General features: G+C 60.3%; 32 protein-coding genes. 8 read left to right on the forward strand and 24 right to left on the reverse strand.

What is annotated here, in order from left to right; genetic code table 11:
- The first annotated feature begins 109 nt into the window (after positions 1–109).
- From N5098_RS15635 to N5098_RS15660, 6 genes are all read left to right on the forward strand, one after another.
- Positions 110–787 (forward strand): helix-turn-helix domain-containing protein, encoded by a 678-nt coding sequence (locus N5098_RS15635; protein ID WP_267638798.1) that lies wholly within the window; start codon positions 110–112, stop codon positions 785–787.
- A gap of 52 nt (positions 788–839) precedes the next feature.
- Positions 840–1,691, forward strand: coding sequence for an aldo/keto reductase (locus tag N5098_RS15640; protein ID WP_267638799.1), 852 nt, complete (start codon positions 840–842; stop codon positions 1,689–1,691).
- A gap of 156 nt (positions 1,692–1,847) precedes the next feature.
- A complete protein-coding gene (locus tag N5098_RS15645) occupies positions 1,848–2,228 on the forward strand; it encodes a cupin domain-containing protein (RefSeq protein ID WP_211313650.1) in 381 nt (126 codons plus the stop codon).
- Positions 2,229–2,230: 2 nt separating this feature from the next.
- Positions 2,231–3,244 (forward strand): aldo/keto reductase, encoded by a 1,014-nt coding sequence (locus N5098_RS15650; protein WP_267638800.1) that lies wholly within the window; start codon positions 2,231–2,233, stop codon positions 3,242–3,244.
- Between the two features lie 34 nt (positions 3,245–3,278).
- Positions 3,279–3,662, forward strand: a complete 384-nt coding sequence (locus N5098_RS15655) for a flavodoxin family protein (protein ID WP_267638801.1) — start codon at positions 3,279–3,281, stop codon at positions 3,660–3,662.
- The gene (locus tag N5098_RS15660; RefSeq protein ID WP_267638802.1) at positions 3,640–3,960 is read left to right on the forward strand and encodes a flavodoxin family protein; all 321 of its coding nucleotides are present in this window, start codon (positions 3,640–3,642) and stop codon (positions 3,958–3,960) included. The genes N5098_RS15655 and N5098_RS15660 overlap by 23 nt, the downstream gene beginning before the upstream one ends.
- 50 nt (positions 3,961–4,010) lie before the next feature.
- On the opposite strand, the gene N5098_RS15665 is transcribed toward N5098_RS15660, so the two are convergent.
- From N5098_RS15665 to N5098_RS15675, 3 genes are all read right to left on the reverse strand, one after another.
- Positions 4,011–4,880, reverse strand: a complete 870-nt coding sequence (locus N5098_RS15665) for a hypothetical protein (protein WP_267638803.1) — start codon at positions 4,878–4,880, stop codon at positions 4,011–4,013.
- The gene (locus N5098_RS15670) at positions 4,877–5,827 is read right to left on the reverse strand and encodes a helix-turn-helix domain-containing protein (protein WP_267638804.1); all 951 of its coding nucleotides are present in this window, start codon (positions 5,825–5,827) and stop codon (positions 4,877–4,879) included. The genes N5098_RS15665 and N5098_RS15670 overlap by 4 nt, the downstream gene beginning before the upstream one ends.
- A gap of 147 nt (positions 5,828–5,974) precedes the next feature.
- A complete protein-coding gene (locus tag N5098_RS15675) occupies positions 5,975–6,370 on the reverse strand; it encodes a DUF7567 family protein (protein WP_267638805.1) in 396 nt (131 codons plus the stop codon).
- Positions 6,371–6,705: 335 nt separating this feature from the next.
- Here N5098_RS15675 and N5098_RS15680 point away from each other — a divergent pair, with 335 nt between their 5' ends.
- Positions 6,706–7,365 (forward strand): methyltransferase domain-containing protein, encoded by a 660-nt coding sequence (locus N5098_RS15680; RefSeq protein ID WP_115864158.1) that lies wholly within the window; start codon positions 6,706–6,708, stop codon positions 7,363–7,365.
- Between the two features lie 214 nt (positions 7,366–7,579).
- Here N5098_RS15680 and N5098_RS15685 read toward each other — a convergent pair whose 3' ends face one another.
- The 11 genes from N5098_RS15685 to N5098_RS15735 form a co-directional block, all read right to left on the reverse strand.
- Positions 7,580–7,945, reverse strand: coding sequence for a DUF7568 family protein (locus N5098_RS15685; protein WP_020221065.1), 366 nt, complete (start codon positions 7,943–7,945; stop codon positions 7,580–7,582).
- A 3-nt stretch (positions 7,946–7,948) separates the two neighbouring features.
- The gene (locus tag N5098_RS15690) at positions 7,949–8,440 is read right to left on the reverse strand and encodes a DUF7995 family protein (RefSeq protein ID WP_044957261.1); all 492 of its coding nucleotides are present in this window, start codon (positions 8,438–8,440) and stop codon (positions 7,949–7,951) included.
- A 106-nt stretch (positions 8,441–8,546) separates the two neighbouring features.
- Complete coding sequence (locus N5098_RS15695; protein ID WP_020221063.1) at positions 8,547–8,969, reverse strand: DUF8025 family protein; 423 nt, start codon at positions 8,967–8,969, stop codon at positions 8,547–8,549.
- A 121-nt stretch (positions 8,970–9,090) separates the two neighbouring features.
- Positions 9,091–11,463 (reverse strand): heavy metal translocating P-type ATPase, encoded by a 2,373-nt coding sequence (locus tag N5098_RS15700; RefSeq protein ID WP_267638806.1) that lies wholly within the window; start codon positions 11,461–11,463, stop codon positions 9,091–9,093.
- Between the two features lie 60 nt (positions 11,464–11,523).
- A complete protein-coding gene (locus N5098_RS15705) occupies positions 11,524–12,273 on the reverse strand; it encodes a helix-turn-helix domain-containing protein (protein ID WP_006183449.1) in 750 nt (249 codons plus the stop codon).
- 61 nt (positions 12,274–12,334) lie between these two features.
- Positions 12,335–12,619: a DUF7967 family protein gene (locus N5098_RS15710; protein WP_006183450.1), complete on the reverse strand. Its 285-nt coding sequence runs from the start codon at positions 12,617–12,619 to the stop codon at positions 12,335–12,337.
- Positions 12,620–12,656: 37 nt separating this feature from the next.
- Positions 12,657–13,319 (reverse strand): DUF6735 family protein, encoded by a 663-nt coding sequence (locus N5098_RS15715; protein WP_006183451.1) that lies wholly within the window; start codon positions 13,317–13,319, stop codon positions 12,657–12,659.
- A 68-nt stretch (positions 13,320–13,387) separates the two neighbouring features.
- A complete protein-coding gene (locus tag N5098_RS15720) occupies positions 13,388–13,768 on the reverse strand; it encodes a hypothetical protein (protein ID WP_006183452.1) in 381 nt (126 codons plus the stop codon).
- Between the two features lie 106 nt (positions 13,769–13,874).
- Positions 13,875–14,063 (reverse strand): DUF8012 family protein, encoded by a 189-nt coding sequence (locus N5098_RS15725; protein WP_096396460.1) that lies wholly within the window; start codon positions 14,061–14,063, stop codon positions 13,875–13,877.
- Between the two features lie 144 nt (positions 14,064–14,207).
- Positions 14,208–15,095 (reverse strand): biosurfactant protein 1, encoded by an 888-nt coding sequence (locus N5098_RS15730; protein WP_096396480.1) that lies wholly within the window; start codon positions 15,093–15,095, stop codon positions 14,208–14,210.
- Between the two features lie 100 nt (positions 15,096–15,195).
- On the reverse strand, positions 15,196–16,122 hold the full coding sequence (locus N5098_RS15735; protein WP_267638818.1) for a transcription initiation factor IIB: 927 nt from the start codon (positions 16,120–16,122) through the stop codon (positions 15,196–15,198).
- Between the two features lie 128 nt (positions 16,123–16,250).
- On the opposite strand from N5098_RS15735, the gene N5098_RS15740 reads away from it, so the two are divergent.
- Positions 16,251–17,630: a DUF5677 domain-containing protein gene (locus N5098_RS15740; RefSeq protein WP_267638807.1), complete on the forward strand. Its 1,380-nt coding sequence runs from the start codon at positions 16,251–16,253 to the stop codon at positions 17,628–17,630.
- 116 nt (positions 17,631–17,746) lie between these two features.
- On the opposite strand, the gene N5098_RS15745 is transcribed toward N5098_RS15740, so the two are convergent.
- The 10 genes from N5098_RS15745 to N5098_RS15790 all read right to left on the reverse strand — a co-directional run bounded on the left by N5098_RS15745 (position 17,747) and on the right by N5098_RS15790 (position 23,574).
- Entirely contained in the window at positions 17,747–18,613 is an 867-nt protein-coding gene (locus N5098_RS15745) for a DNA-binding protein (protein WP_267638808.1), read from the reverse strand.
- On the reverse strand, positions 18,603–18,995 hold the full coding sequence (locus N5098_RS15750; protein WP_267638809.1) for a hypothetical protein: 393 nt from the start codon (positions 18,993–18,995) through the stop codon (positions 18,603–18,605). Before N5098_RS15750 ends, N5098_RS15745 begins: the two co-directional genes overlap by 11 nt.
- A gap of 282 nt (positions 18,996–19,277) precedes the next feature.
- Complete coding sequence (locus N5098_RS15755; RefSeq protein ID WP_267638810.1) at positions 19,278–19,607, reverse strand: DUF8158 family protein; 330 nt, start codon at positions 19,605–19,607, stop codon at positions 19,278–19,280.
- A gap of 9 nt (positions 19,608–19,616) precedes the next feature.
- Positions 19,617–19,973 (reverse strand): DUF8105 family protein, encoded by a 357-nt coding sequence (locus tag N5098_RS15760; RefSeq protein ID WP_144263691.1) that lies wholly within the window; start codon positions 19,971–19,973, stop codon positions 19,617–19,619.
- 99 nt (positions 19,974–20,072) lie between these two features.
- A complete protein-coding gene (locus tag N5098_RS15765; RefSeq protein WP_006184787.1) occupies positions 20,073–20,540 on the reverse strand; it encodes a hypothetical protein in 468 nt (155 codons plus the stop codon).
- On the reverse strand, positions 20,537–20,869 hold the full coding sequence (locus N5098_RS15770) for a ribbon-helix-helix domain-containing protein (protein ID WP_014555890.1): 333 nt from the start codon (positions 20,867–20,869) through the stop codon (positions 20,537–20,539). Before N5098_RS15770 ends, N5098_RS15765 begins: the two co-directional genes overlap by 4 nt.
- 84 nt (positions 20,870–20,953) lie before the next feature.
- Positions 20,954–21,289 carry a DUF7558 family protein gene (locus N5098_RS15775; protein WP_267638811.1) on the reverse strand — a complete coding sequence of 112 codons (336 nt, stop codon included), beginning with the start codon at positions 21,287–21,289 and terminating at the stop codon, positions 20,954–20,956.
- Positions 21,289–21,579 carry a DUF8069 family protein gene (locus N5098_RS15780; protein ID WP_267638812.1) on the reverse strand — a complete coding sequence of 97 codons (291 nt, stop codon included), beginning with the start codon at positions 21,577–21,579 and terminating at the stop codon, positions 21,289–21,291. The genes N5098_RS15775 and N5098_RS15780 overlap by 1 nt, the downstream gene beginning before the upstream one ends.
- Positions 21,580–21,799: 220 nt before the next feature.
- The gene (locus N5098_RS15785; RefSeq protein ID WP_267638813.1) at positions 21,800–22,240 is read right to left on the reverse strand and encodes a DUF8030 family protein; all 441 of its coding nucleotides are present in this window, start codon (positions 22,238–22,240) and stop codon (positions 21,800–21,802) included.
- Between the two features lie 74 nt (positions 22,241–22,314).
- Positions 22,315–23,574, reverse strand: a complete 1,260-nt coding sequence (locus N5098_RS15790) for a phage NrS-1 polymerase family protein (protein WP_267638814.1) — start codon at positions 23,572–23,574, stop codon at positions 22,315–22,317.
- Positions 23,575–23,895 lie beyond the last annotated feature (321 nt).

The raw sequence follows: 23,895 nt of genomic DNA on the forward strand, positions 1-23,895 counted from the left end.
CAAGAAGTCGTCTACCGAAGCTACATCGTGCAGGGTTGCGCTTGTGTTGGACACACTTCGCGCACCCTGCTGCTTCGTACGTGACGCTTTCTATGACAGGCTCCTATGTATGACAATTACGACTGAGTTTTCCCTCAGTTCACCGTCTCTCCCGCTGGTCAGTATCACTGAGAGACTCCCACCGGACCAAATTGAGTGCGTCCATGGGCTCTGTTTCGAACAGGACGCCCGGATGTTCATCGTCAAAATCGATTCCGATGTCAACGTTTCAGAAGCCGACTTGGAATCGCTGGACGAAGTCCAAGAGGCGACAACGATCGGCTACGCGGGCGAGCAAACCGTCCACAACCTTACGATAGACCTCGCCGACGCGATCTCGGAAGTATTCAGTGGTGGCAGTTCCGTAGCGGCCAAACTCGAGCCGACCGTCGTCACACCGGACGGATGGTACGAAAGGAAAGTGTACAAGGACCGTGATGCGTTCATGGAGTCCCGGACCCGCTGTGAGAACTACGGGATCTCGCTCGACCTCATCTCGATGACCTCCACTTCCGCTGCATCGGACGATGCTATCCCGTTTGGGTTGACTGAACGGCAATACGAGGCGCTGACACTCGCACTCTCTCGTGGCTACTACGAGAGCCCACGACAGACCTCGACTGAGGAGCTCGCTACGGAACTCGGCATCTCCCAACCCTCGCTCTCGAGACTCCTCAGGCGGGGTGAGCGTCAGCTACTCTCTTCGGCACTCCAAACACAGGAGCACTTAAACACGGTTTCCAATTAGCACCGTCGCTATCTGGCCGTAGTCCCTCTGATTTTGTAGACAGAGACCTACTATGAAGACAGCTGAACTCAACAACGGTGTAGAGATGCCGATTCTCGGATTCGGCACGTATCAAATCGAGGACCTCGACGAGTGCGAACGAAGTGTTTCGGAAGCCCTCGAAACAGGGTATCGACTCATCGATACTGCGGCGTCGTATGAGAACGAGGAGGCGGTCGGGCGGGCAATCGAGAAGAGCGACGTGCCGCGAGACGAGGTGTTCGTTACGTCAAAACTCTGGGTGCAGGACACCGGCTACGAGGCTACGTTGGACGCGTTCGAGCGATCGTTGGACCGACTGGGCCTCGACTACCTCGACCTGTTTCTGATTCATCAGCCCTACGGCGACGTCCACTGTTCGTGGCAGGCTATGGAAGACCTCTACGAGGACGGCAAGATCAGGGCCATTGGAGTCAGCAACTTCCACCCCGACCGGGTGATGGACCTCATGGTCCACAACGATGTCGTCCCAGCCGTCAATCAGATCGAGACGCATCCCTTCTACCAGCGAACCGAGGATGCAGCATTCCTCGAGGAACAGGACATCCAACACGAGTCGTGGGGGCCGTTCGCCGAAGGCCAGAACAACATCTTCGAACACGACGTGTTGACCACGATCGGAGACCGCCACGGCAAATCCGCTGCACAGGTAGTGCTTCGATGGCTCATCCAGCGCGAAATCGTCGCCATTCCGAAGTCGGTTCACGCCGACCGGATCGCCGAGAATTTCGATGTCTTCGACTTCGAACTCACCACGGAGGAAATGGAGACGATTTCGGAACTAGACGAAGGAGAAAGCCAGTTCTTCGACCACCGAGACCCGGAGATGGTGAAGTGGTTGGGGGAGGCTGAACGGGACACGTGAGCTGATCTGAGCGCTCTCCCTACGTGACCTATCCGTCTCTCAGACGCGATCTTCGGTATCCCCTTCGCCACTTCAGAGACGACGGGAGTTAAATACGGTTTCCAGATAGCATCGAAGTCTTGGATATCAAACCCGCAATTCGCAAACGTACAAAACATGGATGTGACAAACGTTCCGGCCGCTAATAGAGAAGAATCCGATCACCCGGCCCAAGTGACGACGGCGCTCGTTTCGGATGGTGTTTCGAGCGAGTTCGACGGGAACACCGTCCGCTCGGTGGAAGTTACGTTCCGACCGGGAGAACGAACCAAATTCCACACGCATGCTGGCGTACAGGTGTTGTACGTCACTGAAGGCGAAGGAATCGTCGCGACCCGCAACGGAGAACGTGAGGTCTCGGAGGGCGACCTGATCGTCTTCGAGCCTGATGAAGAGCACTGGCACGGGAACACACGGAATGCCGATTCGCCGTTCAGCCACCTCGCCTTCATGGCTGAACCGGACGGATCTGAAGTAACTGCCCTCGAAGAACCATAACCATGGAATACACGACTCTCGGTTCGACCGGAATGGAGGTCAGCCGCATCTGTCTCGGCGGGATGAGTTTTGGCGTGAGCGACTTCCACGACTGGACGCTCGACGAGGAGGGCTCGCGCGAAATTATCGAACGCGCGATTGACCTCGGTATCAACTTCTTCGACACGGCCAACGCGTACTCAAATGGAGAGTCCGAGGAGATCATTGGGAATGTTCTCGGAGAGTACGACCGCGACGAACACGTCGTCGCCACGAAATGCTACTTCCCCACGAACCTCTTCTCCGATGCGGACGAACCACACCCGAACGCGTCGGGACTCTCCCGGAAGACTGTCGAACAGGAACTGGAGAATTCGCTAGACCGACTGGGGATGGATACCGTTGACCTCTACCAGATCCACCGGTGGGACTACGAGACACCCATCGAGCAAACGCTGCGTACCCTTGATGACGCAGTTCGACGCGGGAAGGTTCGATACATCGGCGCGTCGTCGATGTGGACTCACCAGTTCGCCGAGGCACTGTACACCAGCGAGCACCTAGATCTTGAACAGTTCGTGACGATGCAGGACCACTACAACCTCGTCTACCGCGAAGGCGAGCGGGAGATGTTCCCCTTCTGCGAGAAAGAAGACATCGGCGTCATCCCGTGGAGTCCGCTCGCACAAGGATACCTCACCCGCCCCCACGAAGAGATGACGGCGACGACCCGCGGCGAAGAGCTCACTGAGACGCACGAGGAATACCGGATGGGCGGCGGACCGGCCGTCAACGAGCGAGTTGAGGAACTCGCTGCGGAGAAGGGGGTGACGATGGCACAGCTCTCGCTGGCGTGGTTACTCCACCAGGACGTCGTTGATGCGCCGATCGTCGGCACCACGAGCGTCGAACATCTCGAACAAGCCGTCGAAGCACTCGATATCGACCTGACGGATTCAGAGCTAGAGTACTTGGAAGAACCGTACGAGCCCCTGCCGATTGCCGGCACTCCTGTCCCTGGGTCGGAAGCCAACTAGCGCCTCAGTAATCTGAGGACTCAGTCACTCCATAATGAGAGAGAATACCCTACGTACTTCGAACGATTCAGAGATCGATAGAACGAGTCGGCGAAAACTGCTAGGGGCAGCTGCAGTGGCAGGAGGTGGATTCCTTGCGGGATGCATAGACCCGAGCGGGTCCGAGACGGAAGAGCAGAATACCCCCTCCCAGACTGCGGATGAGACCGGCGTGTTGATCGTGTTTTTCTCTCGTACGGAAAACACCCAGGCTGTCGGTGAAATCATTCAGCAAGAAGTGGGTGGAGAGCTGTTCGAAGTGTTGCCGGCAGACCCGTACCCCGTCGATTACGACACGCTCGTCTCACAGGTAGACCAAGAAAACGAAGAGGGCTATACACCGCCTCTCATGCAACGTGGAGGATATCGAGGCGTATGACACCGTGTTTTTCGGTGCCCCGACGTGGGATATGCAGTTGCCACCGCCGATGAAGACCTTTCTGAATGAACACGATTTAGGCGGGAAAACTGTGGTCCCCTTCAATACGAATGGTGGGTATGGCGTCGGGAGTAGCTTTCAAACGATCGAAGATCGCTGTCCCGATGCCGACGTACGGGAGGGCTTCTCTACTCGGGGTGGGTTGGAGAGAGATGGTGTGTACTTGGCAATCCAAGACGATCGGAGAGAGGAAGTCAGGACGGAAGTGACGGACTGGTTACAGAGGATTCAGATGTAACCTCAGCCTTGCCGGTGCCGCGGCCGCACCCCTCTCATGGAATTGTTGCGTCACCGAAGTCGAACCGTTTCACCATCATACTCGAGAATATCCTTCGTGACCAGTCGCTCAATCGCGTCATTGACGGCGTCCTCTTGATCGCCAGAAAGCGCCCGCACATTCGAAAGCGCCCGCTCTTGAATTGCTTCGACGCCGTTGATGCCCTCGTCAACAGCTTTCAATATGGTGTACTCGATCTCGAATGCTGTCGCGAACGTTTCGATGCGGTCGATGAACGCATCCGGGAGCCCGGACAATGAGTTCACCGCTATTTCGATTGCGAATAGCGGGTGGGAGCGGTCACGGATCTGTCGTGCTTCAGTGGAGCCAGTATTGAACGGTCGCTGATCGTCAATCTCCGTCAGAATCACCTCATAGTCTAACCCACGCTGGGCATACGTTCGCATATCTTCGATGTCGCGGCGTCGGCCACTCCCCAGATCTCCGCCGGAGACCGCTTTTAGCAGAAACATATCCTCATCGGAGAGAATGTGTGCTGTTGCGTGACGGCCGGTCCAGAACTCTTCAGCCCGGTCGTGCATTCGGTCGGTGATCCACACTTTCCCGACGACCTGCCGTTCGAAGAGGTCAATCTGGAGTCCACGCTCTGCGTGATGCAGTTCGACGGTTTTCCCGACGCCCTCAAACGACTCTGTTGGCTCGCCGACCACTGAGAATCCCTTGGATGTGAGCGTCTGATAGACGTGTTCGAACTCTGAGACCACACCAAGCGCGAGGTCGATATCCTCCGTCTGGTCTTTCAACCCGTGAACTGTCATCGCCGATCCCCCAAGGAGATACACAGTTACGGACTCTGACAGCCAGCTGTCGAACTCTTCGAGAAACACCCTGATTGCCTCGCTACCACTAAATACAGTCATGCGACTCCGTACTGCTCTTTGAGTGCCCTGAATTCTGCTTCACTTGGGAGGACGACAGGAAGGTCCTCAGCGATGTCGAACTCTCCTTGGAGTGACCGATACATCGCAGTCACCGTAGACTCTAGACCATACCACTGCGAAGTCCTTGTCAGCGTCTCTTGGCCGATGTCCGATGTCTCGATCAGGAGCATTGCATAACTGACGCGGCGGGACCCGCTATCGAGGACGAGCGTGTGGCACACTACGTCGGCAGGTGTGGGTTCCATGTCTGGAGCATACCAGAACGCGGGTTCGCCAGCGAGGAAAAATTGCAGGCCGTACTCGGCAAACCGAGCAAGCCCGGTCAGTTGCCAGTCGGTGGCGCCCTTGAGTGCCTCCGTATCCTCGGCTGTCTGCACGCGGACGAGTGCTCGCTTCGGATCACACCATTCGACGGTCGCACTCGGTGCAAGTCTTCGGACGCGCGACCGGTGCTCGTGCCGGACGACTGCACGAGCGAACGTCAGCAGCGGCGAGAGGTCCTCACTCAACGCGTACTCCGGGCCGGAGGGGGATAGCATCGAGCGATGTTTGAGCGGTGACAGCGCCTTGTGGGCGCCTTGCCGAGTAATCTTGAGTCGCTCAGCAATCTCAGACACACGTCGGGGCTCGTCGAGATACCAGCATACCCGGAGTGTAGCCGGCGAGAGAAGGTCGGGCCATTCGACGTGTCCAAGTTCGGATCGAAGGGCCCGGTACGCTTCGACGACTGGGTGGTCTGTGAGGGAGACCTCCCGCTGGTTGTTTGCCCCACGGTGTTCGGCGAGCAACCCCGATTCGAGTAGCTTGTCGAGTACGTCGTAGAGATGAGTCTGCGAATATTCGGTTTCCATCGCGAGATCAGCTGCTGTGGCTTCCCGGCCGGTGCTCAACGCGTCGATGACGGCGAGTCCAGCCTTAGTGAGCATCTGTGTCTACTGTAAGAACCATACCTATAAATACGTTTGCTGATTTAGGTTGACGACAACCGATTCAACAACGATTCGTCAATGCGATCTGCGAGCGCAGTCTCCAATGATCTGTTGAGTTACTATCTGAATGGGGAGCGAACATCGCTAAGCCAGATGTGACACCTCATCTGGTTCCTCCACATCGTCGAATTCGCCACGTTCGACCGGCTCCCAGTCCTCATTTGGCTTCGGACTCCACCAATCGACCTCGTAGGCACCCGGTGCGCCGAGGACCTTCACGCGCGCCGACCCATCGGGGAGGTCGCGACGGAGCTTCTCGTCGACGTGGAGGTTCCACGTTGAGTGGGTGTCGAAGCAGGCGAGGACGGCCTCCTCGTAGCCGCGTGTCTCTCGGGATTCTTGGAGTTCGACCTGTGTGTTGCAGTTCTTGCAGAACACACCTTCGAAGGGAATATGACTGAATACCTCGTGCCCGCAGACCGGACACCAGAGGAACTCGATCAGTGCCTCACTGTAACGGTCAATGACTTCCAGACTCATCTGTGGATCTGGCCTGATCGGGACGGGCCACCCTTCTCGGCCCGAAAACAGACTTCACCGCAGGTACGCGTCCATCCTCAGGGCCTTGTTTAGACGCGGGACGAGACTGGGGGTTTCTTTCGCCAGAGACGTTACGAACCACGCGGTCAGTTAATCTGTGAGTGTTCGAGGTAGTTCGTACCCTCGGGACGCTCGGACTTATCGTTGTCCACGTTACAGCCTACATACGCAGTGTACAGAGAGCAAGACAAACTGAAATCCGGGGTACGCTTACGGCTGAAACACAACTCGCCGAATCAGTATTGTTATTAGACGGCCGATACAACTTGGCCGAAATGGGGATTCTTGAAGACAAATCTAACGCTCAGTTCTTTTACAAGTACCTTTCAAAGGTATACGACCAAGTCAACCGGATAAATTGGACTGAAGAGATGCGGTCGGAAGCGTTGGAATGGCTGGAGTTTGGCGCCAATGATAGAGTTCTTGACGTGGGATGCGGGACTGGATTCGGAACTGCAGGATTATTAGAATACGCTGACAATGTTCATGCTCTCGACCAGAGCATCCATCAGATGGAGAACGCTTTTGAGAAGTTCGGCAAGCAAGGTCAGGTAACCTTCCATATGGGTGACGCCGAACGCCTCCCCTTCACGGACAACACCTTCGATATTGTCTGGTCTTCCGGATCTATCGAATACTGGCCAAACCCAATTCAGGGTCTCAAAGAGATTCGTCGTGTTGCCAAACCAGGCGGTCAAATACTCATTGTCGGTCCAGATTACCCCTCCAACCCAATCCTTCAACGCGCTGCCGACGCCATTATGCTGTTCTATGACAAGGACGAAGCCGACTATATGTTCACCGAGGCAGGGTTTGTTGACTTCCACCACTACATCCAGCAAGCTTCATCTCGAAGTCCGAGAGCTATCACGACCGTCGCACGTGTTCCTGACGAAAATATACAAACCCACGAATCCTTCGCCGCTTCGCCATAATTAACCCAGGTGAACGATGAATCGGCCAGTGCAGTAAATTGACCGAAGTTAGCAGGCAAGCTCGATATTTCTCACGGCTTCTTTCAGCACGAGTTCACGGAACTGACCAAACCACGTTCTGCTCGGAGCGTACCGCACTGCTCGGTTTTGGCTTTGTTGTTGGTCAGTTCACCGGAACAGAATGCTCTCTCAAGCGTCTAAATAAGACCCATTCTCATCGTTCGGCGCCGTAGACGATGCGTGAGGGGGCTTCGTACCCACAGTCGGGGCAGTCGTACCATCGCTGGATTTTCGCCCCGTCTGCTGCCTTCTCGCCGACGCGAACGTCGTTGTTCGGACACTCCAGGCAGCTGAGGTCCGGGGCCGGCCGCTCCCGGAGTTCGTCACGGAACGACGTCGCGTCCTTCGTCTCGTATCCCCGCGACCACACCGGGTAGCCGTCGACGAGAATCACCCCGCGCCACTTGTACCGGTAGGAATCCGGGGCTCGATGCAGGACGGCTCGCGCACCGGTCTCGGCGTTCCGATACGCAAGCGTCGGCGAGCGGCTCTCGCGTCGCCAGTTGGTGATCCTGGGCATTATTCAGAAGTGGACGTCAGCGGGTACGATCCAGAGCTCCTCACTCTCCTCGAGGAGTCGATCCAGCTGTCCACGGTGACGAATGCCGGTTCCGTGTTCGGTGTACAGGAAGATCGTCGGGCCGTCGTACGCACCGACCTGGTGGAAGGCGTGTCGGGCGAGGTCCTCGTCGCGCATGATCTCCTCGTCGGAGAGCTCGTCGATGGCCTCCTTCACCCGGTCGAGATTACGCTCGAATTCCTCCTTCGTCGCCTCCCAGCCACGCTCGAGCAGGTCCTGGCCGTCGTCGGAGTCGACGGGGGCTGCCGTCGGCAACTCCCCCCAACGTGCCTTCCCCGCAACGGACGTGTCCTCCTCGTCGAAGGTCACATAGTAATCGAAGACGGCGCTGGCGTGTGGGTCCGCGCCGACCAGGCGGTCGAACACCGAATTTCCGGTGGCCTGTGCGTCGTCGTGGGTCGATTCTTCTACCAGAGCGTAAATTACCATGTGCATCTCGAACACCTCGAAACGCCGACGCACCGGGAGTGATTGCTCGCTCGCTCCAGCTGCGCCGGCACCCATCGCCGGCGCTCGAAAAACCTGATCTAGCGGTCGATTTTTAGGACTCGTTCGCTCGGTCGACTGTGATGGTTAGATCGCCCGACGCGTAGTCGGCCTCGAAGTCGACCGCGAACGCGTCCGCCTCGTAGGCGGCGTGGTAGGCGCGGTGGCGTTCGAGCGAGCCTGTCGCCTTGAAGTGGAAGAACGCAGCCGACGTGTAGGGCTTACTCTGCGTCTCGATTTGCGTTTCGACTGACGCCGGAAGTGCGATCTGTGGCGTGTCGGTGTCAACACTCGCAGCGAACTCCTTTGCCTCCTTGACGGTCGCCTGCGAATGGGCGGGCGTCTCACCGGTTACCACGTTCATCGGCGTCTCCGTGTCGTCGGTGAACAGGACATCGTGGAAGGTGCGCGTCCCGAGGACTGCGTCAGGACCTAACTCGCAATCGTGGAATGGATCGTCGTCTGGATTCTCGGGCATCAAATCACGAGCCCACGGTGGGGCTCAGTCCTTTCTGCCCCAGACAAACCACAACTTGTCTCGATGTAGCGGAGGTAAGTCCCGAAAAAAGAGCGTCCTGCCCGCACTTCCCGCCGCAGAATCAGGCGTCGATGATTCGATCGGGCTCAATCCGGGACAACCGCATCGCGTTCCCGGTGACGCCGAGGCTCATCCCCATATCTCCGACAACGACTGCCAGCGCAACGCTGACCAGGCCCAGCGGCACGCCTAGCGCGAGTAGGAGCTTCACGCCGAGGCTGGCCCAGATGTTTTGCCGGATCACACCGTTGGCCGTATGCGACAGATCGTACAGGTACGGGAGTTTCCCGATGTCGTCGCCCATCAACGCAATATCAGCCGTTTCGAGGGCGGTGTCGGTGCCCGCCGCGCCCATCGCGATGCCGACCTCCGCAGTGGCGAGCGCGGGGGCGTCATTGATGCCGTCGCCGACCATCGCAACCTCCCCGTACTCCGCCTGTAACTCTTCGACTGCGTCGACCTTCTCGTCGGGCAGGAGTTCGGCGCGATACTCATCGACACCGACCTGCTCGGCGATGGCGCGGGCGGTGCCCTCGTTGTCGCCGGTCAGCATCACCACGCGCTCGACGCCCAGCTCGTGCAGGCGTTCGACAGCCCGCTTCGAGGCCGGGCGAACCTCGTCGGCGATGGCGATCGCACCCAGCAGTTCCGACTCCGTCCCGACGATGACGACCGTCTTGCCCTCCCGCTCCAGCGCGGAGAGTGCATTCTCGGCAAACGCCCCGTCGTCGGACTCTGACGACTCTTCCGCTACGACGCCGCCGTCCGTCTCGCGGCGTGCTCGAGCGAGGTCGAAGCCCAGCTCCTCGAAGAGCGCGGGCTTGCCCGCATAGTACGTCTTGCCGTCGATCTCGCCCCGGATGCCCTTCCCCGTGAGGCTCTCGAAGCCACTCGGGTCGGGCAGGTCGCCCACGCCCGCCTCCTCAGCACGGGCGAGAATCGCCGCAGCGATGGGGTGCTCACTGCGCCGCTCCAGCCCGGCGGCGCGACGGAGCAGATCGTCCTCCGTGGTGTCACCGACCGGGACGACATCGGTGACGGCGAGTTCGCCCTTCGTGAGCGTCCCCGTCTTGTCGAGCGCGACGGCATCGACTTCGCCCATCGCCTCGAGGTAGTTGCCGCCCTTGATCAGGACGCCGTTCTTCGCGGCGCTCGTAATTCCCGACACCACCGAGACGGGCGTCGAGATGACGAACGCACAGGGACAGGCGATCACCAGCAGGGTGAGCCCCCGGATGAACCACGTCTGCCAGTCGCTCGCGAAGGTGAACCCGTACCCGGCCAGGTCGACCGAGATGGGGTCGGCGATGACCAGCGGCGGGATTGCGGCGGTCAGGATTGCCAGCACGACGACGAGGGGTGTGTAGTAGCCGGAGAAGCGGTCGACGAACTGCTCAGACTCGGTCTTCTTCGCCTGTGCGCCCTGGACCATCTCGATGATGCGCGAGAGCGTCGAATCGCCAGCGGTTGAGGTGACCTCTACCTCGAGGTACCCCTCTTCGTTGATCGCGCCGGCGTAGACCTCATCGCCCGTCTGCTTGTCGACGGGGACGCTCTCGCCCGTGATCGGCGACTGGTCGACTGCACTCCCGCCTTCGATAACCGTTCCGTCGAGCGGAATCTTGTCGCCGGGGCGGACGACGACGGTCTCGCCAACGTCGACCTCCTCGGCGGGAACGGTCACTTCCTCACCGTCGCGAAGGACGGTCGCCTCGTCGGGCGAGAGTTCCATCAGCTCGCGCAGGGAGTCCCGTGCCCTGTCCATCGCGTAGTCCTCGAGCAGCTCGGCGATGCTGAATAGGACGGCCAGCGTCGCCGCCTCGACGAAGTAGCCGATACCGGTCGCCGCGATGATCGCCGTTCCCATCAGCAGGTCGATGTCGAGGCTTCGGTTCTTCGCGGAGTAGTACCCGCTACGGACGACGGGGATGCCGCTGGCGGCGACGGCGCCGAGGAACAGGACATCTGCGATGTGGAGCGGGTACTCGAGGACGCTCGCCACCGTGGCGTTCTGTCCGGTGAGGAGGAACTCAAAGAGGAGGCCGAGCGTGACGAACGCCGCGCCGAGCCACGTCTTCTTCGCGCGAGGACTCGTCCAGACCTCCGATGGTGGCGCGATGTCGACGCCATCGGCCGCCTGGTTGTCCTCATCATCGCCCTCGGCGTCCGAGCCCCCGACGACCTCGTAGCCGGCGCCTTCAATCGCCTTGACTACGTCGGCTTCGCTAGTCCGATCAGGGTCGTACGTGACGTTGGCCGTGCCGGTGGTCGGCTGGAGCGTGACGTCAGTAATGCCGTCGACACGCTGGAGGCTCTTGTTCACCTTTTGGGCGCAAGAGGGACAGTCCATCTCGGGAACGGCGAGGCGGGCGGTCAGCTCACGTCGCTGTCCGCCGCCGCTCGTTCCTCCTGCTGCGTCCGGATTCTCTGTCATTACCTCACGGTAGGAGTGGGAGTTCCATATGTCTTTGTTGGAATATTCCAACTGCGGCCCTCAGTGCGATGCCAGCCGTTCTTCCGCTACCCGCTCGCCGGCGACATGTTGCTTCGCCAAATGTTCTTCCGCCCGACGGAGTCGGTAGGTGAGTGTTGACCGTGGCACGTCGAGATGCTCGGCGAGTTCGCCGACGTCGACCTCGCGGGGTGACTCGTAGTAGCCGTGTTCGACAGCGGCCTGGAGTGCGGCCTCCTGTGCTGGCGGCAGGCCGCTCGGTGTCCCGTCGCCTCCCCCAGCTGATGTCGTCGTATCCGCGGTGCGGAGCATCTCCATCTGGGCGCATTCCCCGACGGCAACCCCGAGGGAATCGAAGAACGCCGCCACATCGCCCTCGTCGGAGTGAATGAGCCGCCACGTGTAGTGGCGGCCCTCGTGACGGGTCTCGAACAGCACACCGTCGCCGAGGTGGTCGCGGGCGATGTGGGGGACTGAGGCACAGGCAGGGGTCCGCTCCCAGTCGGAGTAGAGGATGAGCGTGTCGTCCGTGCGGTCGAGGACACGGGTGGTCTGGGTTGCGCCGCAGTCCTCGGTGGCGAGACAGTCGGCGTAGTAGTCGCTGTTGCGAAACGCGTCCTCGATGGCGTCGAGTGCGTCCGGAGTGCCGGTGGCATGGTCGACTCGCCAGAGCTGGTCGGCAGTGGCGTGCAGCGAGAGTGAACGAACGCGAGCGTCGGGGTGGTCTGCGAGGGCGTCCGCCACCCTGTTGCAGCCGGGCTCGTATTCGAGAGCGAAGACGAGTTCGCGCATACCCCGACTAAGGCCTGCCACGACATAACCCATGGCTTGGGGCGATGTCTACTGGCGGGTATCAGATCACGTCGTCCGGGTCGTGAACCTCCTGCATTCGCTGTGCTTCGGCCGCGTATTGCTCCTGGAGGTCGGGGTCATCGACCATGCCAAGATTGCCGGGTTCAGCATCGACTGCTGCTGTCGTATCTCGGACGTCGGTGAAGGACGTGAGTGCGCGTTCCTTCCGATAGTACTGTTCTCCATCGGGTGTTGCGTAGGTGAGGATGATCAGGTTCTGCTCGTCATCGGAGTACGTCCGTTCGACAAGCCAAACACGAACGTCATCTTCAGACTGATTTGACATACTTAGACGTCCCCCGATATCCACTAAGGGATTGGTGTTACGGCTTGCCGAGACTCGCTGTCTCGAAGGGTGATTCTCCGGTCGGAATGAGCAGCTCCTGTCGGTCTCCGACCCGCTCAGCGAGCTTCCGTTTCAGATACTGTATCGCCGTTGACGGCGTGAAGACGCCCTTATCGAGCATGTCGCCGACGACGTCTTTGAGGGCCGCGAACTGTCCCTGTAGGTGGCCGTCGCCGACCGGCTTGCCGTCGTACCAGCGCACCGTCGCGAGCGCGCCGTTCCCGACGGTCTCTCCCTGTTCGACCGTCTCCGAGTCGTACTGCAGCCCGAACCACAGCGTCCGATAGGCGGTCACCTCGAAGGTGGGTGACACCACGAAGATCGCCTCGTGGTGGAGATAGTCGAGGTGGTCCGCGACGATCTCGTCGAGGGTGAGCCCGGTGGCACGGGGCTTCGGCTTGACGACCGACGACGGACGATCCTCGCCGGCGAGGTAGCCGTCGACGCCATCTGCTTCGAGGCCATCGGCCAGTTCCGCCAGCAGCTGTTTCGCCCACTTCGAGTCGGTGTCGTCGCCACCGAACGGTGTTTCGGCCGAGATTCGGTGCTTGAGCTTGAGATTCGCTGCACCCCAATGAGAGTAGTGGAGCGTGTACTGTCCGTCTGTGCGTTCGTACGCAACGAGTGCGCGGTGGCCCATTGAACAATCTCCTTGCAGGACGACCCACGACTGGATCGCCCCGCACCCCTCCCGGGGGACGAACAACGCTACTCGTCGATCGGGTCGGGGGAACTGAGGTCCGCGTGGAGGACTTCGCCGTCGCGAACGACGTACCGTTTCGCCAGCACGGGAAACCGGCACTTGGTAAATCCGGCTGTCTGGATGTCGAATTCTTCGTTCGGTTCGAGATACTCCGCGAGCGACCGGAGGAACTCGTGAGTGACGATGCCACCGTCGTAGTCAGGAAGACCGTTCTCACGGGCCTCGTACACTTCGAAGCTGTCGTAGCCCCAGATAACGAGTTCGCCGTCGTCGTCCACTTCCCAGTTGAGCGTCCCGAAGCAGTGGTTCTCACAGAGCTCGCGGACTGCCTGTGGATCCGATACGAGCGCGCCGGTCGATGTCGTTGCGGCTTGCAATGTTGCCATGGATTGTTCTCGGGAGCGGTCTCGCGCCCCCGCACCCTTTCAGGGGGCGAGCAACTGCTCACGCTGTGACGGCCACATGACGTTGCGCTGCCGATGCGTCGAGCTGTCAGGATTCTCTGTTGATGTCACCGTCCCTCGTCGTATTCGGTTGGGTGAGAAAATCTACCTGCTCGAGGAGCGTCGTCGCGGTGCTAATTCGCTCTCGATCAGCGGGCTCCAATTGGTCGCTGTCGATACTGGTGAGGCTACTGAGCGCGCGGTGGAGTCGATAGCCGGGGGTGTCTCGTGGATCCATGTGTGCGCCTCCGCCAATTCTCGGCGCCGAAAAACACCGGCGGGCAGTCAGCAGGTGTGGTATCGTCGGGTGGTCGCGAGCTGGCTTCTGTTAACCAACAACTCCGAGCCGACACCAGAATTGTTGGTTAATTTGACGTCGTCTTTACTGATCGGCTTCGGGTTCGGGCCCGTAGCGTGGCGTGCCGCACCGCTGACAGCCCCACATTGGCTGCCCGGTCCACTCGTCATCGGGGACAGCCTCGAATTCGCGGAATCGATGCTTAGTCTCCCGATCACACTCTCGACACTCGAGGTGAGTTCTGTTTGGGCGCTCGCGTCGTGGCTGTTCGGTATCGGTCTTGTCAACGGATTTCTGGAGCGCAATCGCTGGCACCAGCCAGAGGTCGTTGTCTGCGTCCTCACGTAGGCTTGCAAGACGAGCTTCGGTGCGAACCTCGCTCCCGGTTTCGTCGTAGAGGAACGTCGTGTGCTCGCCGTCGTGACAGGACTGCGTCGTCTCTGTCCACGCCGTCCGCTCACGAGCAGCCGCGAGCAGCTGATTACCACATTCAGACGTGACCCGTGTCGCCGAGGGGAGCGAGGGCCACTGATCGACAAGCCGTGGGGCCGGTTCCTCGTCGAGATCATAGATTAGCTTGCAGTCATCGACTACTGGGTCATCGTCTGCCTTCGCGAGGAGGGTGGCCGCAGCAGATCCCTTCCCGACGGCGCCGTAGAACGTCGACGCCTCAACGACTATGTGGATGATATGGAGGAGAGTCTGTTCGGCAGTCGATGTGTCCTGATCGTCGGCTGCTTCGAGATGGTTCGTGAGACAGAACCGGCACTTCGACTGGCCAGCGGGGATCGACGCTCCACAGGAATCGCACTCGGTCTCACCTTCTGTCGGGTCGTCTGGATAGCCCGCGTCGACGCCACCAGAGCGTTGCCGCCGGGGCTCGCCACTACTACTGGCGAGTTGATCGTCGGGAACGTGGGTCGCTTCGCCGAGCGGTCGGAGGGCTTCGTAGTCGGCGTACTGGTCGGTCATAGAGTGATCTGGCCGTATCATGCTTCGTCTTCGGGTTTAAATAATGGCTCTCACATCAATCAGCCTACAGACATACAATCGAAAATCAGCAGTGTGGGCGTTAGACAGCCAGTTCGTCCAGTGTGTCGCGGTGGGTCCGCACGGTGACCACCGAGACGTTCGCAACGTCAGCGACGTCCGACTGGGTGAGCCATTGCCCGTCTTCGCGTCCGGCTTTGTACAGACAGGCTGCAGCGAACCCGGACGGCCGAACCCCGGTGGTTGCCCCAGTCGATTCGGATGCTTCCGCCAACTGCCGAGCCCGCTGCCGGATTTGATCGGAGACGTCGAGCTCCGAGGCCAACCGCGGAACGAACGCACTGGGCGTCACGGGTTGGGCTGGCAGGCCAAGTTCCGTATTCAGCGTCGTGTATGCGTTCGTCACCCGCGATTGCTCGACGCGCGCCGACTCGGTGATGTCGTCGAGCGTTCGTGGTCGCCCGTTACACCGACACGCTCCGTAGACACTCGCGGCGGCCATCGCCTCAATCGACCGGCCCTGCAGGAGTTCCTCGTTCTGAGCGCTGCGGAAGAGCTGGCAGGCCTGGTCACGGATCGTCTCGGATAGTTCGAGCGCACTACTGATCCGGCGGACTTCACTAAGCCCGTGTGCGAGGTTGCGTTCAGCTTTCGACTGAAACCGCCCACGGGTCTGTTCACGCCGCATCCGAGCGAGCCGCCGTCGCTTCTGTCCTGAGAGTTCGTTCCCGTTCGCATCGGTCCCGCGGCCGATCTCCGTCGACAACCCTCGATCGTGTCGTGCCGCGGTCAACGGAGCGCCCGTGCGCTCCCGTTCGTCTTCGTCGAACCCTCGCCACTCTGGCCCGTGGTCGATCCGCTGCTCGTCGATGACGAGCCCACACTCCTCGCAGATGGTTTCGACTGCGTTGGTAGTGACCCGCCCGTCGCACTCGGGACACAGGTTAGCGCTCGACTCCGTCTGGACGTCCTCATCGAAGTCAGTTTCGTAGATGTCTCTGATTGCCATGGTTCTCACCGTGTTCAGGGAACTTGCCAGTACGGCGAGCCCCTCACCCATTGAGGGGTAAATAAACGCCAATTGCTCCCAAAGCTCCATCATCCACTCTACTGAAACACGAGAAAGAGTAACTCAGTATGCCCAACGACACTGACCCACTCTCTCAGGCAATCCACGACCAGCTTCTGGAACTTCTCCAAGAAGGAGAACTCGATGAGGAACCCACCGAAGACGAGATCGCGGAAGCTACCAGCGAGGTCATTGAGGCTGTTGGGGATAGTATGTACCAGCAGGTCCGCGAGGATGACGAGGGATTGCGACGGCTCTATGAAACCAAGGCAGAATTTCAGCGCGGGATCGAAGATCGCTGGGGGGAACCTTTGGAACTGCTTGAACGGTTCATTATCTGGTCGCAGGAAACGGGTGATGCAATCAACTCGGAATATCGGCTCCAGGCAGCTCAGGAACAGGACTTCGTCTTTGACGCTCTGACGCGACTTCACGCACGGGCAGTACAGGTCGCGATGGAGATCCACCACCTGCTCAAAGGCGGATTTGCTGATGGAGCCTTTGCCCGATGGAGATCCCTTCACGAACTCTCAATTACCACTTCCTTCATCAAGCAAGCAGGCTCCGACACAGCCGAGCGTTTTCTGCACTACCGGTATCTCTGGGAATACTACTTCGCTCAGACGTATCAAGAACACGTAGACGACCTTGATGAGGAACAGATCGCGGATGAGACGATGGCCTCACTCGAAGAGGGGAAAGTGGAGCTGGTAGAGCGGTTTGGATCCGATTTCGACGATAACGGGTACGGAACCGGGTGGGCGGCAGACGCATACGAGGGTGGTGGCGGGCCGTCGATTAGGGGCCTCCAGGAAGCTGGCGATCTGGACCACTACCAGCCATATTACCGGTTAGCCAGCGAATCGGTCCATGGAGGGTCGAAGGGGACGCTTGACCGACTCGGTATCATCGATATACCCGACGTTGAACAGCCCGACCTTCTACTGGCTGGCCCGTCGAACGCAGGGTTGGACCGTCCAGGCCAGTTAACGGTGGTCTCCTTGGCACAAATCACGTTTGCGTTCATCGAGTGGCAGTCGTCTGCGACCCATGTGGCGGAAATGAAGGGAATGGAACAACTCGTGAGCGACATCCAAGATGCGTTCGCAGCGGCTGCCGAAGAACTAGAGGAGGACGAACGAGACCGACTGGAGGAGTGGGCCGATCAAGATATCGTCGATATTGCTCTAAACTACGTCGGCGCGCCAGTGCTGTTCACCGATGAGTTCGTACGTGAGCAGACCGAGTTCGAGTCACAATCGGCGTTTGAGAACGCACTTCCGATCTACCTTGACGAGATGATGGATGTAGACGATCTTCCAGAGGCCGTGGACACAACGATTCGAACCAATTCCGATTACAGCTCCCTCGAAGAGCTGGTTGATGCTGCTTTCGAAGAATGGGTTTACCGAGAGGTCGACCTCTCTGAGTTCGATGTCGATTCGTGATTGAGGTCGTGGCTGCGCGCGCAGCGACCGCAGGGAGCGAGCACGGAGCGGAGGGTGGGGCGGTGGGGCTTGGGTCTGGTCTGGCACACAGCAAAAAAGAAGGCTGCGTCAGCTGGCTACTCTTCCCACCAGCGGCCGCGCTCCGGGAAGTGGATATCCGACCACCCGGTCAGCGCGATTGAGCACCGGCCTTCGTACCAGTTCTTGGCTGCTGCCCGGAACCGAACTGTCTGACCTTCTCGCACCACCGTCTGCCCGGATTTCTCCCAGCAGGTGAACTTGATTTTCCCGCTCTCATCTGCTATCAGCCCGACTTGCTGGATGCTTGAGGAGGAAGGCTCCCAGAGGGTCTCGATTGTTCCTTCAACCGTCACCTCCCCGACCGGGACGTCCGGCACATCCGCGATGGGAACGATTGCACCGGGGACCGCCTTTAGCTCCTCGAGCGTCTCCAGTACTGCCTTCGTCATGTCTTGGCCGCGCTGCACCTTTTCGGCCAACTGCTTCGCGACGACTGACCTCGACCAGCCGCCATCGACTTCCTCCTTAATCCGCATCGCTTGCTTGTTCACCGCCCCGAGGTCTTCCTGCGTTAGCTTCTCTCGGGGATCCGTGCGCTCCACCGGTTCGGGCTCGTCACGGCCACACTGCTCGACGACGACCTCCCGCGTCCGCTTCGCGCGTCCCTCCTGCTGACTGAGTTCCGCCTGGGCACTGATGTGCTCCAGCTCGGCCTCCCGTGCCTCGATGCGCTCTTCCTGTTCGAGGGTCTTCCCGAACAGGTGATCCGGACCTTCCTCGACCCGCGCGTCCGGATGGTTGGAATCGACCTTTGCCTGAACTTCCATGTCGACCGTCGCCCGGAACTCCGGGGTCTCGTCGACGACCTCAAATCCGTCCTCGTCGACCTCGGCTTCATCGTGTTTCTCGAAAGCCTGTTCATCGACCGAAACCTCATTACCGAAGACGTTCTTACTCGACATTGGAGTTAGTACAGCTCCGAAGGCGCTCACGCGCCCGACACCGCGATGCTCCAACATCGCGGATTTCCTCGACGACAACGACCGACAGAACCATCTGCGCGCTCTCGCTCGCGCCTTCGCGAGCGCCCTGTGGGCGCGAGCGAGAGCGCGCCCGAGGCGGACGATCATCCAGCACCGCGCGCCGACCCGCCCGGAGCGAGCGGCCAGCGGGATATGCCCGCTCGTGTCCGGCCCGATGGGCGGGTTCGTGTCCAGGGCGACTGTCGTCGAGAACGCGCGCCGCGGTGTGGCGCGCGACAGCGCAGGCGGCATAAAGCGCTGGAACGCGAAAGCCCGCAAGGGGCGCAACCGACGGGGATACCCGCTGGCGCCGAGGGCACATCCATTTTAGCCCGGAACGGGCGCGGGCCGTGCGGAGAGCGCCCGCACGCCCGGAATGGTCGGTCGCGAGCGACGCGGAGGGCGGAACGCGGCGAGCGGGGCGGGCCGTAGAGAACCACTGGTCAACCGGGACCGACGGTTAGTGACACAGCCGACATCCTGGCGGACTCAGAAAGGGCGAGGCCGTTTCGGTCGTCCCCCGACCCCGCTAGCACCACAGGAACGAGGAGCGCAGCGTGGGGCGCGGGATGCCGAGGGGCCGAGGGCTTTCACGGGACGCGTCTCAGTCCTCTCCCTGCGCGTTCAACTCCCGAAGGGTCCAGACAGCCGTCGTGCCGATCCGAACACCATCGAAATTGCGTATATCGAGGTTGACCGTGGCTGTCCGAAACGGATAGTGCTCAACGAGCACACGATGGATGACAGTTCTGACCGCCTCTGCACCATATCGATCAACGACAGCAGCCATCGCCTCGTCGAAGTGTGCGTTGTGGTGGTTCTCACGCGGGTCCCGTGCTCGCTCAAGGACAAGTGTGATCACGTCGTCGACCGACGCGTGGGCTGGATTCCCCGTCTGTTCTCGAATCTCGTAGAGCGCGTCGGTCTCGGTCATGGGTAGTACCTATCCACTGTCGACGTTGTCAGTTGAGTCGGCCCCATCAGTCGTGAGACGACGCTGACGGCGAACCTCAGCGAGGGCGTCTTTGAGCGTCGTGAGGTCGTCAATCGCCGTCGCCTCGCTCATAATGTCGTCGAGAATCGCGGCTCGCTCGACAGCGTGGGTGTCTCCTTCGGTTGTCTCGATCGAGTCGATGGACACCGACCGCTCCTCACTCCATCCACACGCCCAGCAATTTCGGGCGACGACGATCTGCTCGTCTTCGTCAGCAGCAAGCAGTGCATCCGCCACTGATGCTGAGAGTGGATGGTCTGGCCCCACTTCCATCGTGACAGGGCCGCCACACGCAGGGCACTCCATATCGATACCGAATACCGCCGTCGCTTTCAATATATGGCGTCCGAGTCAAACAATCACATGGTCGTTGAGGAGGCGCTGCCGTAGCGAGATTGGGCGCCGTCAGGAAACGTGTTCGATGGTGATTTCAGGGAGTGAGTGCGCTGCTGGCTCCAGCTCGGCGAAGGATTCGTCGTTTGTGAGAATCGTCGGGTCGCGGTCACGGTGCTCAAACGCTAGCACGAGGATTGGAACGTCCTTCGGCTGGATCTCACAGACGCGAGCGAGCGTCTGCACGGTCGGAGCTGATCGCTGCTCTCGCAGGAGTGCGTCGCTCACATCACGACTCGACGGCGCCTCGATGAGCCCTGTCATTCGCGTCAGTCGCGTCAGAAACCTCGTTTTGACGGTATCACGGTCCGCCGCAGAGAGACTCTGTGTCCGGTCGAATGCGGCCAGCGCTTCTTGGACCATGTACGCGTTGATAGCAGACGTTGTCTCACCGCGGTCGATTTCAGCAAGCAATTCAGCGGCCTGCTCGTTGGTTCGCAGTGTCCCGAAGACCCACAGATTCGTATCGAGGATCTTCACGCGTCAGACCCGTACACCTGCTCGGACGTCTCCTTTCGTGCCTCTTCGACGGCCTGTTCGAGGTCGTCCGCATCGACTTTCTCCCCGAGTGCCGCGAGCTCTGCGTCGATATCGCTATCGGACTGGCGGCTCTGTTCTGCCTGCGCCAGCAGTTGCTCGAGCCGAAGCGCGGCGATCGCCGTGTCGTCATTGAGTTCTCGGAGATGGGACCGACATGCTTCCTTGATGAACTCGCTCTTATTCGTGTAGATCCCCGTTTCATCGAGGAATCGCTCGATTTCGGTGTCGAGTTCGACCGGGAACTTGACGCTGACACTCGCGTATTTCATGGTAGTACCATCGTGCTACAAATATTTAAATGAGGGGCTCAGCCCTTGTTCCGGAGGGCGACGTACGGACATCGCCTCTCCTCTTTACTCGGTGACCTCTTGGACAAGATGCTCCTCGAGGTCGCGCGTCCAGTACGTCGCGGGCCCGCCAGGACTACATCGCACACACAGCTGCAGCGGCCCCTCGAGATGGCCGAGTTCCACACGGAAGCGCGTGAGCGCCGTGAGGGCGTCGACGACGAGCCCACAGCCATCGCAGGCGTAGCGATCGCGCTCGTCGGGATCCGGCTCCATCTGGATCGCGCAGTCGACGCAGATAGGGTGGGTGACCCGCTCATCTTCCCCCCAGGTGTGGGCCTCGCCAGTCTCGGTGCTGGGCGGAGCGTCGCAGAACGCACACCCTGTAAGCGTCTGCTGCATTACTCCGCTTCCGCGTCGGCGTCGCGGCCGGCCGTCCAGCCACGGTGGAAGACGGCCAATTGCGTCGTCGAGTCGAAGGTAGTAACACTCGGCTCGTGAACGAGAACGCGATCCTCGGGAACGGGTGTGACGACGTCCGCGTCGATGAGGTCGTCGACTAGGCTGCGGGCCGTTGCGTCGTCGATGTCCGCGGTCGCAACGCTCGCGGCGTCACGGTCCTGTGCGAGGAGTTCGGTTTCGAGCTGTTCGTGGTCGGCACTCGTGTCGTCGTGAGGATCGGGACCAGCCATGGTGAATCACGCCGCGCACGCTCTCGCGCGCTGCACGCCTCCCGGCGCCGATAAACAGCCCAGTCGGAGGGCGTCAGTCCGACCCTGGGTCACGATACTCGAAAACGGCAACGTCGCGGAGGGGCAGGGCGGTGGGCGGGGGTTGAGGGCATGAATTCTGGCAACGTCGTTAACCAACACTTCGACAGAACTGGTCCCGAGTGTTGGTTAAGAGTGTGGGCTATGGAGTCCGGAGTTCCTGAACCGGCTTCACGGTGAACGTGTCCGGCTCGCTGGCTGCTGCTTCTCGTGTGCGTTCCGCTTGTGAGGCTGCCGACCAGGTGAACTGGGTGACGAGTTCGTCGCGAACGGTCTCTTGAGGAACGGTGGTCTCGTGCCAGCCCAACCGGACGTCGAAGTGCCGCTTCTGGAACTGCTTGCCGACGTCGTCGACGGCGACGTACTGCGTGCGGTTCGTCCCCCGCACCTGGTGGGTGACGACAACTGCTCCCACGTGCTCGTGAGTCAACTCGACGAGGACACATTCCACGAGCGCGACGAGCGACGCGTGATCGCGGTCGGTCGGGATCGTCACCTCGAGGTCTGCCCACGGAGCCTCCCCGTCGGAGTTGGTTGCTGCTTGCTGTACCGTCTGCGTTTGGGTCGTACGTTCCGAAGCCATCGTCTATCGGGGGCACGTGATGTACCCCGCCGCCCCCTGGCGGGGGTGACAGACGTGCCGCTGCGGTCGCAACGCTACTTGGACCGACCGCCGAATAACCGACCCAACAGTGAGGATGACTCTGACTCACTACTGTTCTCACTCGTAGTAGCGGCGTGCTCGCCCTGGCACTCCTCCTCCTCCTCCTGGCCACGGGTGCTGAGTTCGTCAGTGAGTCGCTTGACCTCCGCTTCGAGAGCGTCGATGCGCTCGGTTTTCTCCGTGAGTGTCGCCTCGAGCTCGTCGACGCGATTGCTCAAGATCTGGTTCTTCTCGGCGAGATACGCGCGACTCCGCTCCGAGTCAGCAGCGCCGACGTCTGGCGACGATGTGGCGGGGATCTCGTCCGCGGTATCGTCGCCGGCGTCCGGGTCGTAGAACTCCGAAGTAGTCGCAATTGCTCGCTCGATGGTCTTCTCCCCATACGTCGACCCATCAGCGTAGTGGACCTCGTCCCACTTCTCCCGAAGCAATCCTGACTGGCGAAACAGGTGATCCATCTGCGTCCGGTCGCCACCGGTCCAGAACGCCAGCAGACAGCACAGCGCCATGTCGGCCTCGGACTGGCTGTCGTAGCCGGCTGTGTTCCCGTTCCAGAGCCGCTCGAACTTCTCGCCGTTCGATGCATTCCGCGCTTTCTCGAGGAGGTCCTCGTCTTCGAGGTCGACGTCAACGCCGGCTGCACCGGTCATCGGTGCCCGGTCGTTAGCGCCACCACGCTGTTCGGACTCGGATGCTGTGTCACGCTCGGTGTCCTGGACGTACTCGCGGTGAATCGCTCTGAGCGCGTCCTGTCGACGTGCGACGCACGTTGGTGCCCGCTCGACGTGATCGCCAGTGACGGTGAAAAAGCGTGCCGTGTCGTACAGTTCGATGCTCCCGCGACGGTTCCGCCCGTCGGGAAGTTCGCCCCTGATGAGGACGTGATAGCCGGTGCCGGACGGTGACACCTCCGTATAGGAGTCGAGGCGCTCGATGATGTCTAGTGCCGCGTCGTCGACGTCGCCGGTTTCAGGATCGCGGCAGTCGTCCAGATCGACGCCGACGATGGGATCGTCGTCGGTAAACACGAACCCGACGCCATCGGCGTGTGCCGTCTCGGTGTAGTCGAGTGCTGCCTCAAAACTCGCCCAGGTCTCCGGCTCTGTTGATGACGCAAACCCCCCAGCCCCCGGCGTCACCGGAATCTTCGTCGGCTTGCCGTCTCGCTCCTCTTCGCGCCAGCACACCCATTGGTCGCATTCGCGTAACGTCTCCGGGATCACCTCCGGTTCGTCGATGATATTCTTACTCATGTTCTCACAGTACTTTGCATGGCTCTCACTAATTCTGAGCCAGCACAGAACTCACTCAGTTCTACTCCTCGATCCAATCCCTTGGTCCCAACGGGGACCCCCCGTTCTATCCTAGTTGGTTGTTGGGTGGAACACCCGCTATAGCTGGTTGTAAATCGCCGGACGTGAGAGTGTTCCACCCATTTCGGCCATCTCGTAGGTGTTCCACCCATTGAGGATTTGGGTGGAACATGCCGTTGTCGGGTGGTTTTCGACTTACGAATCTGGTGGGTTGAAGTCATGATTCAGCTTGGGTGGAACAGGTCTCGAGAAGTCCCAATG

Source organism: Halovenus rubra (genome assembly GCF_026586665.1).
In the GTDB taxonomy this organism is placed as follows: Archaea; Halobacteriota; Halobacteria; order Halobacteriales; family Haloarculaceae; genus Halovenus; species Halovenus rubra.

Bases quoted from the DNA above. Each gene is read 5' to 3' on its own strand.
- N5098_RS15635 (WP_267638798.1), top strand. From the start codon at position 110: ATGACAATTACGACTGAGTTTTCCCTCAGTTCACCGTCTCTCCCGCTG.
- N5098_RS15640 (WP_267638799.1), top strand. From the start codon at position 840: ATGAAGACAGCTGAACTCAACAACGGTGTAGAGATGCCGATTCTCGGA.
- N5098_RS15645 (WP_211313650.1), top strand. From the start codon at position 1,848: ATGGATGTGACAAACGTTCCGGCCGCTAATAGAGAAGAATCCGATCAC.
- N5098_RS15650 (WP_267638800.1), top strand. From the start codon at position 2,231: ATGGAATACACGACTCTCGGTTCGACCGGAATGGAGGTCAGCCGCATC.
- N5098_RS15655 (WP_267638801.1), top strand. From the start codon at position 3,279: ATGAGAGAGAATACCCTACGTACTTCGAACGATTCAGAGATCGATAGA.
- N5098_RS15665 (WP_267638803.1), bottom strand. From the start codon at position 4,880: ATGACTGTATTTAGTGGTAGCGAGGCAATCAGGGTGTTTCTCGAAGAG.
- N5098_RS15670 (WP_267638804.1), bottom strand. From the start codon at position 5,827: ATGCTCACTAAGGCTGGACTCGCCGTCATCGACGCGTTGAGCACCGGC.
- N5098_RS15675 (WP_267638805.1), bottom strand. From the start codon at position 6,370: ATGAGTCTGGAAGTCATTGACCGTTACAGTGAGGCACTGATCGAGTTC.
- N5098_RS15680 (WP_115864158.1), top strand. From the start codon at position 6,706: ATGGGGATTCTTGAAGACAAATCTAACGCTCAGTTCTTTTACAAGTAC.
- N5098_RS15685 (WP_020221065.1), bottom strand. From the start codon at position 7,945: ATGCCCAGGATCACCAACTGGCGACGCGAGAGCCGCTCGCCGACGCTT.
- N5098_RS15690 (WP_044957261.1), bottom strand. From the start codon at position 8,440: ATGCACATGGTAATTTACGCTCTGGTAGAAGAATCGACCCACGACGAC.
- N5098_RS15695 (WP_020221063.1), bottom strand. From the start codon at position 8,969: ATGCCCGAGAATCCAGACGACGATCCATTCCACGATTGCGAGTTAGGT.
- N5098_RS15700 (WP_267638806.1), bottom strand. From the start codon at position 11,463: ATGACAGAGAATCCGGACGCAGCAGGAGGAACGAGCGGCGGCGGACAG.
- N5098_RS15705 (WP_006183449.1), bottom strand. From the start codon at position 12,273: ATGCGCGAACTCGTCTTCGCTCTCGAATACGAGCCCGGCTGCAACAGG.
- N5098_RS15710 (WP_006183450.1), bottom strand. From the start codon at position 12,619: ATGTCAAATCAGTCTGAAGATGACGTTCGTGTTTGGCTTGTCGAACGG.
- N5098_RS15715 (WP_006183451.1), bottom strand. From the start codon at position 13,319: ATGGGCCACCGCGCACTCGTTGCGTACGAACGCACAGACGGACAGTAC.
- N5098_RS15720 (WP_006183452.1), bottom strand. From the start codon at position 13,768: ATGGCAACATTGCAAGCCGCAACGACATCGACCGGCGCGCTCGTATCG.
- N5098_RS15725 (WP_096396460.1), bottom strand. From the start codon at position 14,063: ATGGATCCACGAGACACCCCCGGCTATCGACTCCACCGCGCGCTCAGT.
- N5098_RS15730 (WP_096396480.1), bottom strand. From the start codon at position 15,095: ATGACCGACCAGTACGCCGACTACGAAGCCCTCCGACCGCTCGGCGAA.
- N5098_RS15735 (WP_267638818.1), bottom strand. From the start codon at position 16,122: ATGGCAATCAGAGACATCTACGAAACTGACTTCGATGAGGACGTCCAG.
- N5098_RS15740 (WP_267638807.1), top strand. From the start codon at position 16,251: ATGCCCAACGACACTGACCCACTCTCTCAGGCAATCCACGACCAGCTT.
- N5098_RS15745 (WP_267638808.1), bottom strand. From the start codon at position 18,613: ATGTCGAGTAAGAACGTCTTCGGTAATGAGGTTTCGGTCGATGAACAG.
- N5098_RS15750 (WP_267638809.1), bottom strand. From the start codon at position 18,995: ATGTGCCCTCGGCGCCAGCGGGTATCCCCGTCGGTTGCGCCCCTTGCG.
- N5098_RS15755 (WP_267638810.1), bottom strand. From the start codon at position 19,607: ATGACCGAGACCGACGCGCTCTACGAGATTCGAGAACAGACGGGGAAT.
- N5098_RS15760 (WP_144263691.1), bottom strand. From the start codon at position 19,973: ATGGAGTGCCCTGCGTGTGGCGGCCCTGTCACGATGGAAGTGGGGCCA.
- N5098_RS15770 (WP_014555890.1), bottom strand. From the start codon at position 20,869: ATGAAATACGCGAGTGTCAGCGTCAAGTTCCCGGTCGAACTCGACACC.
- N5098_RS15775 (WP_267638811.1), bottom strand. From the start codon at position 21,289: ATGCAGCAGACGCTTACAGGGTGTGCGTTCTGCGACGCTCCGCCCAGC.
- N5098_RS15780 (WP_267638812.1), bottom strand. From the start codon at position 21,579: ATGGCTGGTCCCGATCCTCACGACGACACGAGTGCCGACCACGAACAG.
- N5098_RS15785 (WP_267638813.1), bottom strand. From the start codon at position 22,240: ATGGCTTCGGAACGTACGACCCAAACGCAGACGGTACAGCAAGCAGCA.
- N5098_RS15790 (WP_267638814.1), bottom strand. From the start codon at position 23,574: ATGAGTAAGAATATCATCGACGAACCGGAGGTGATCCCGGAGACGTTA.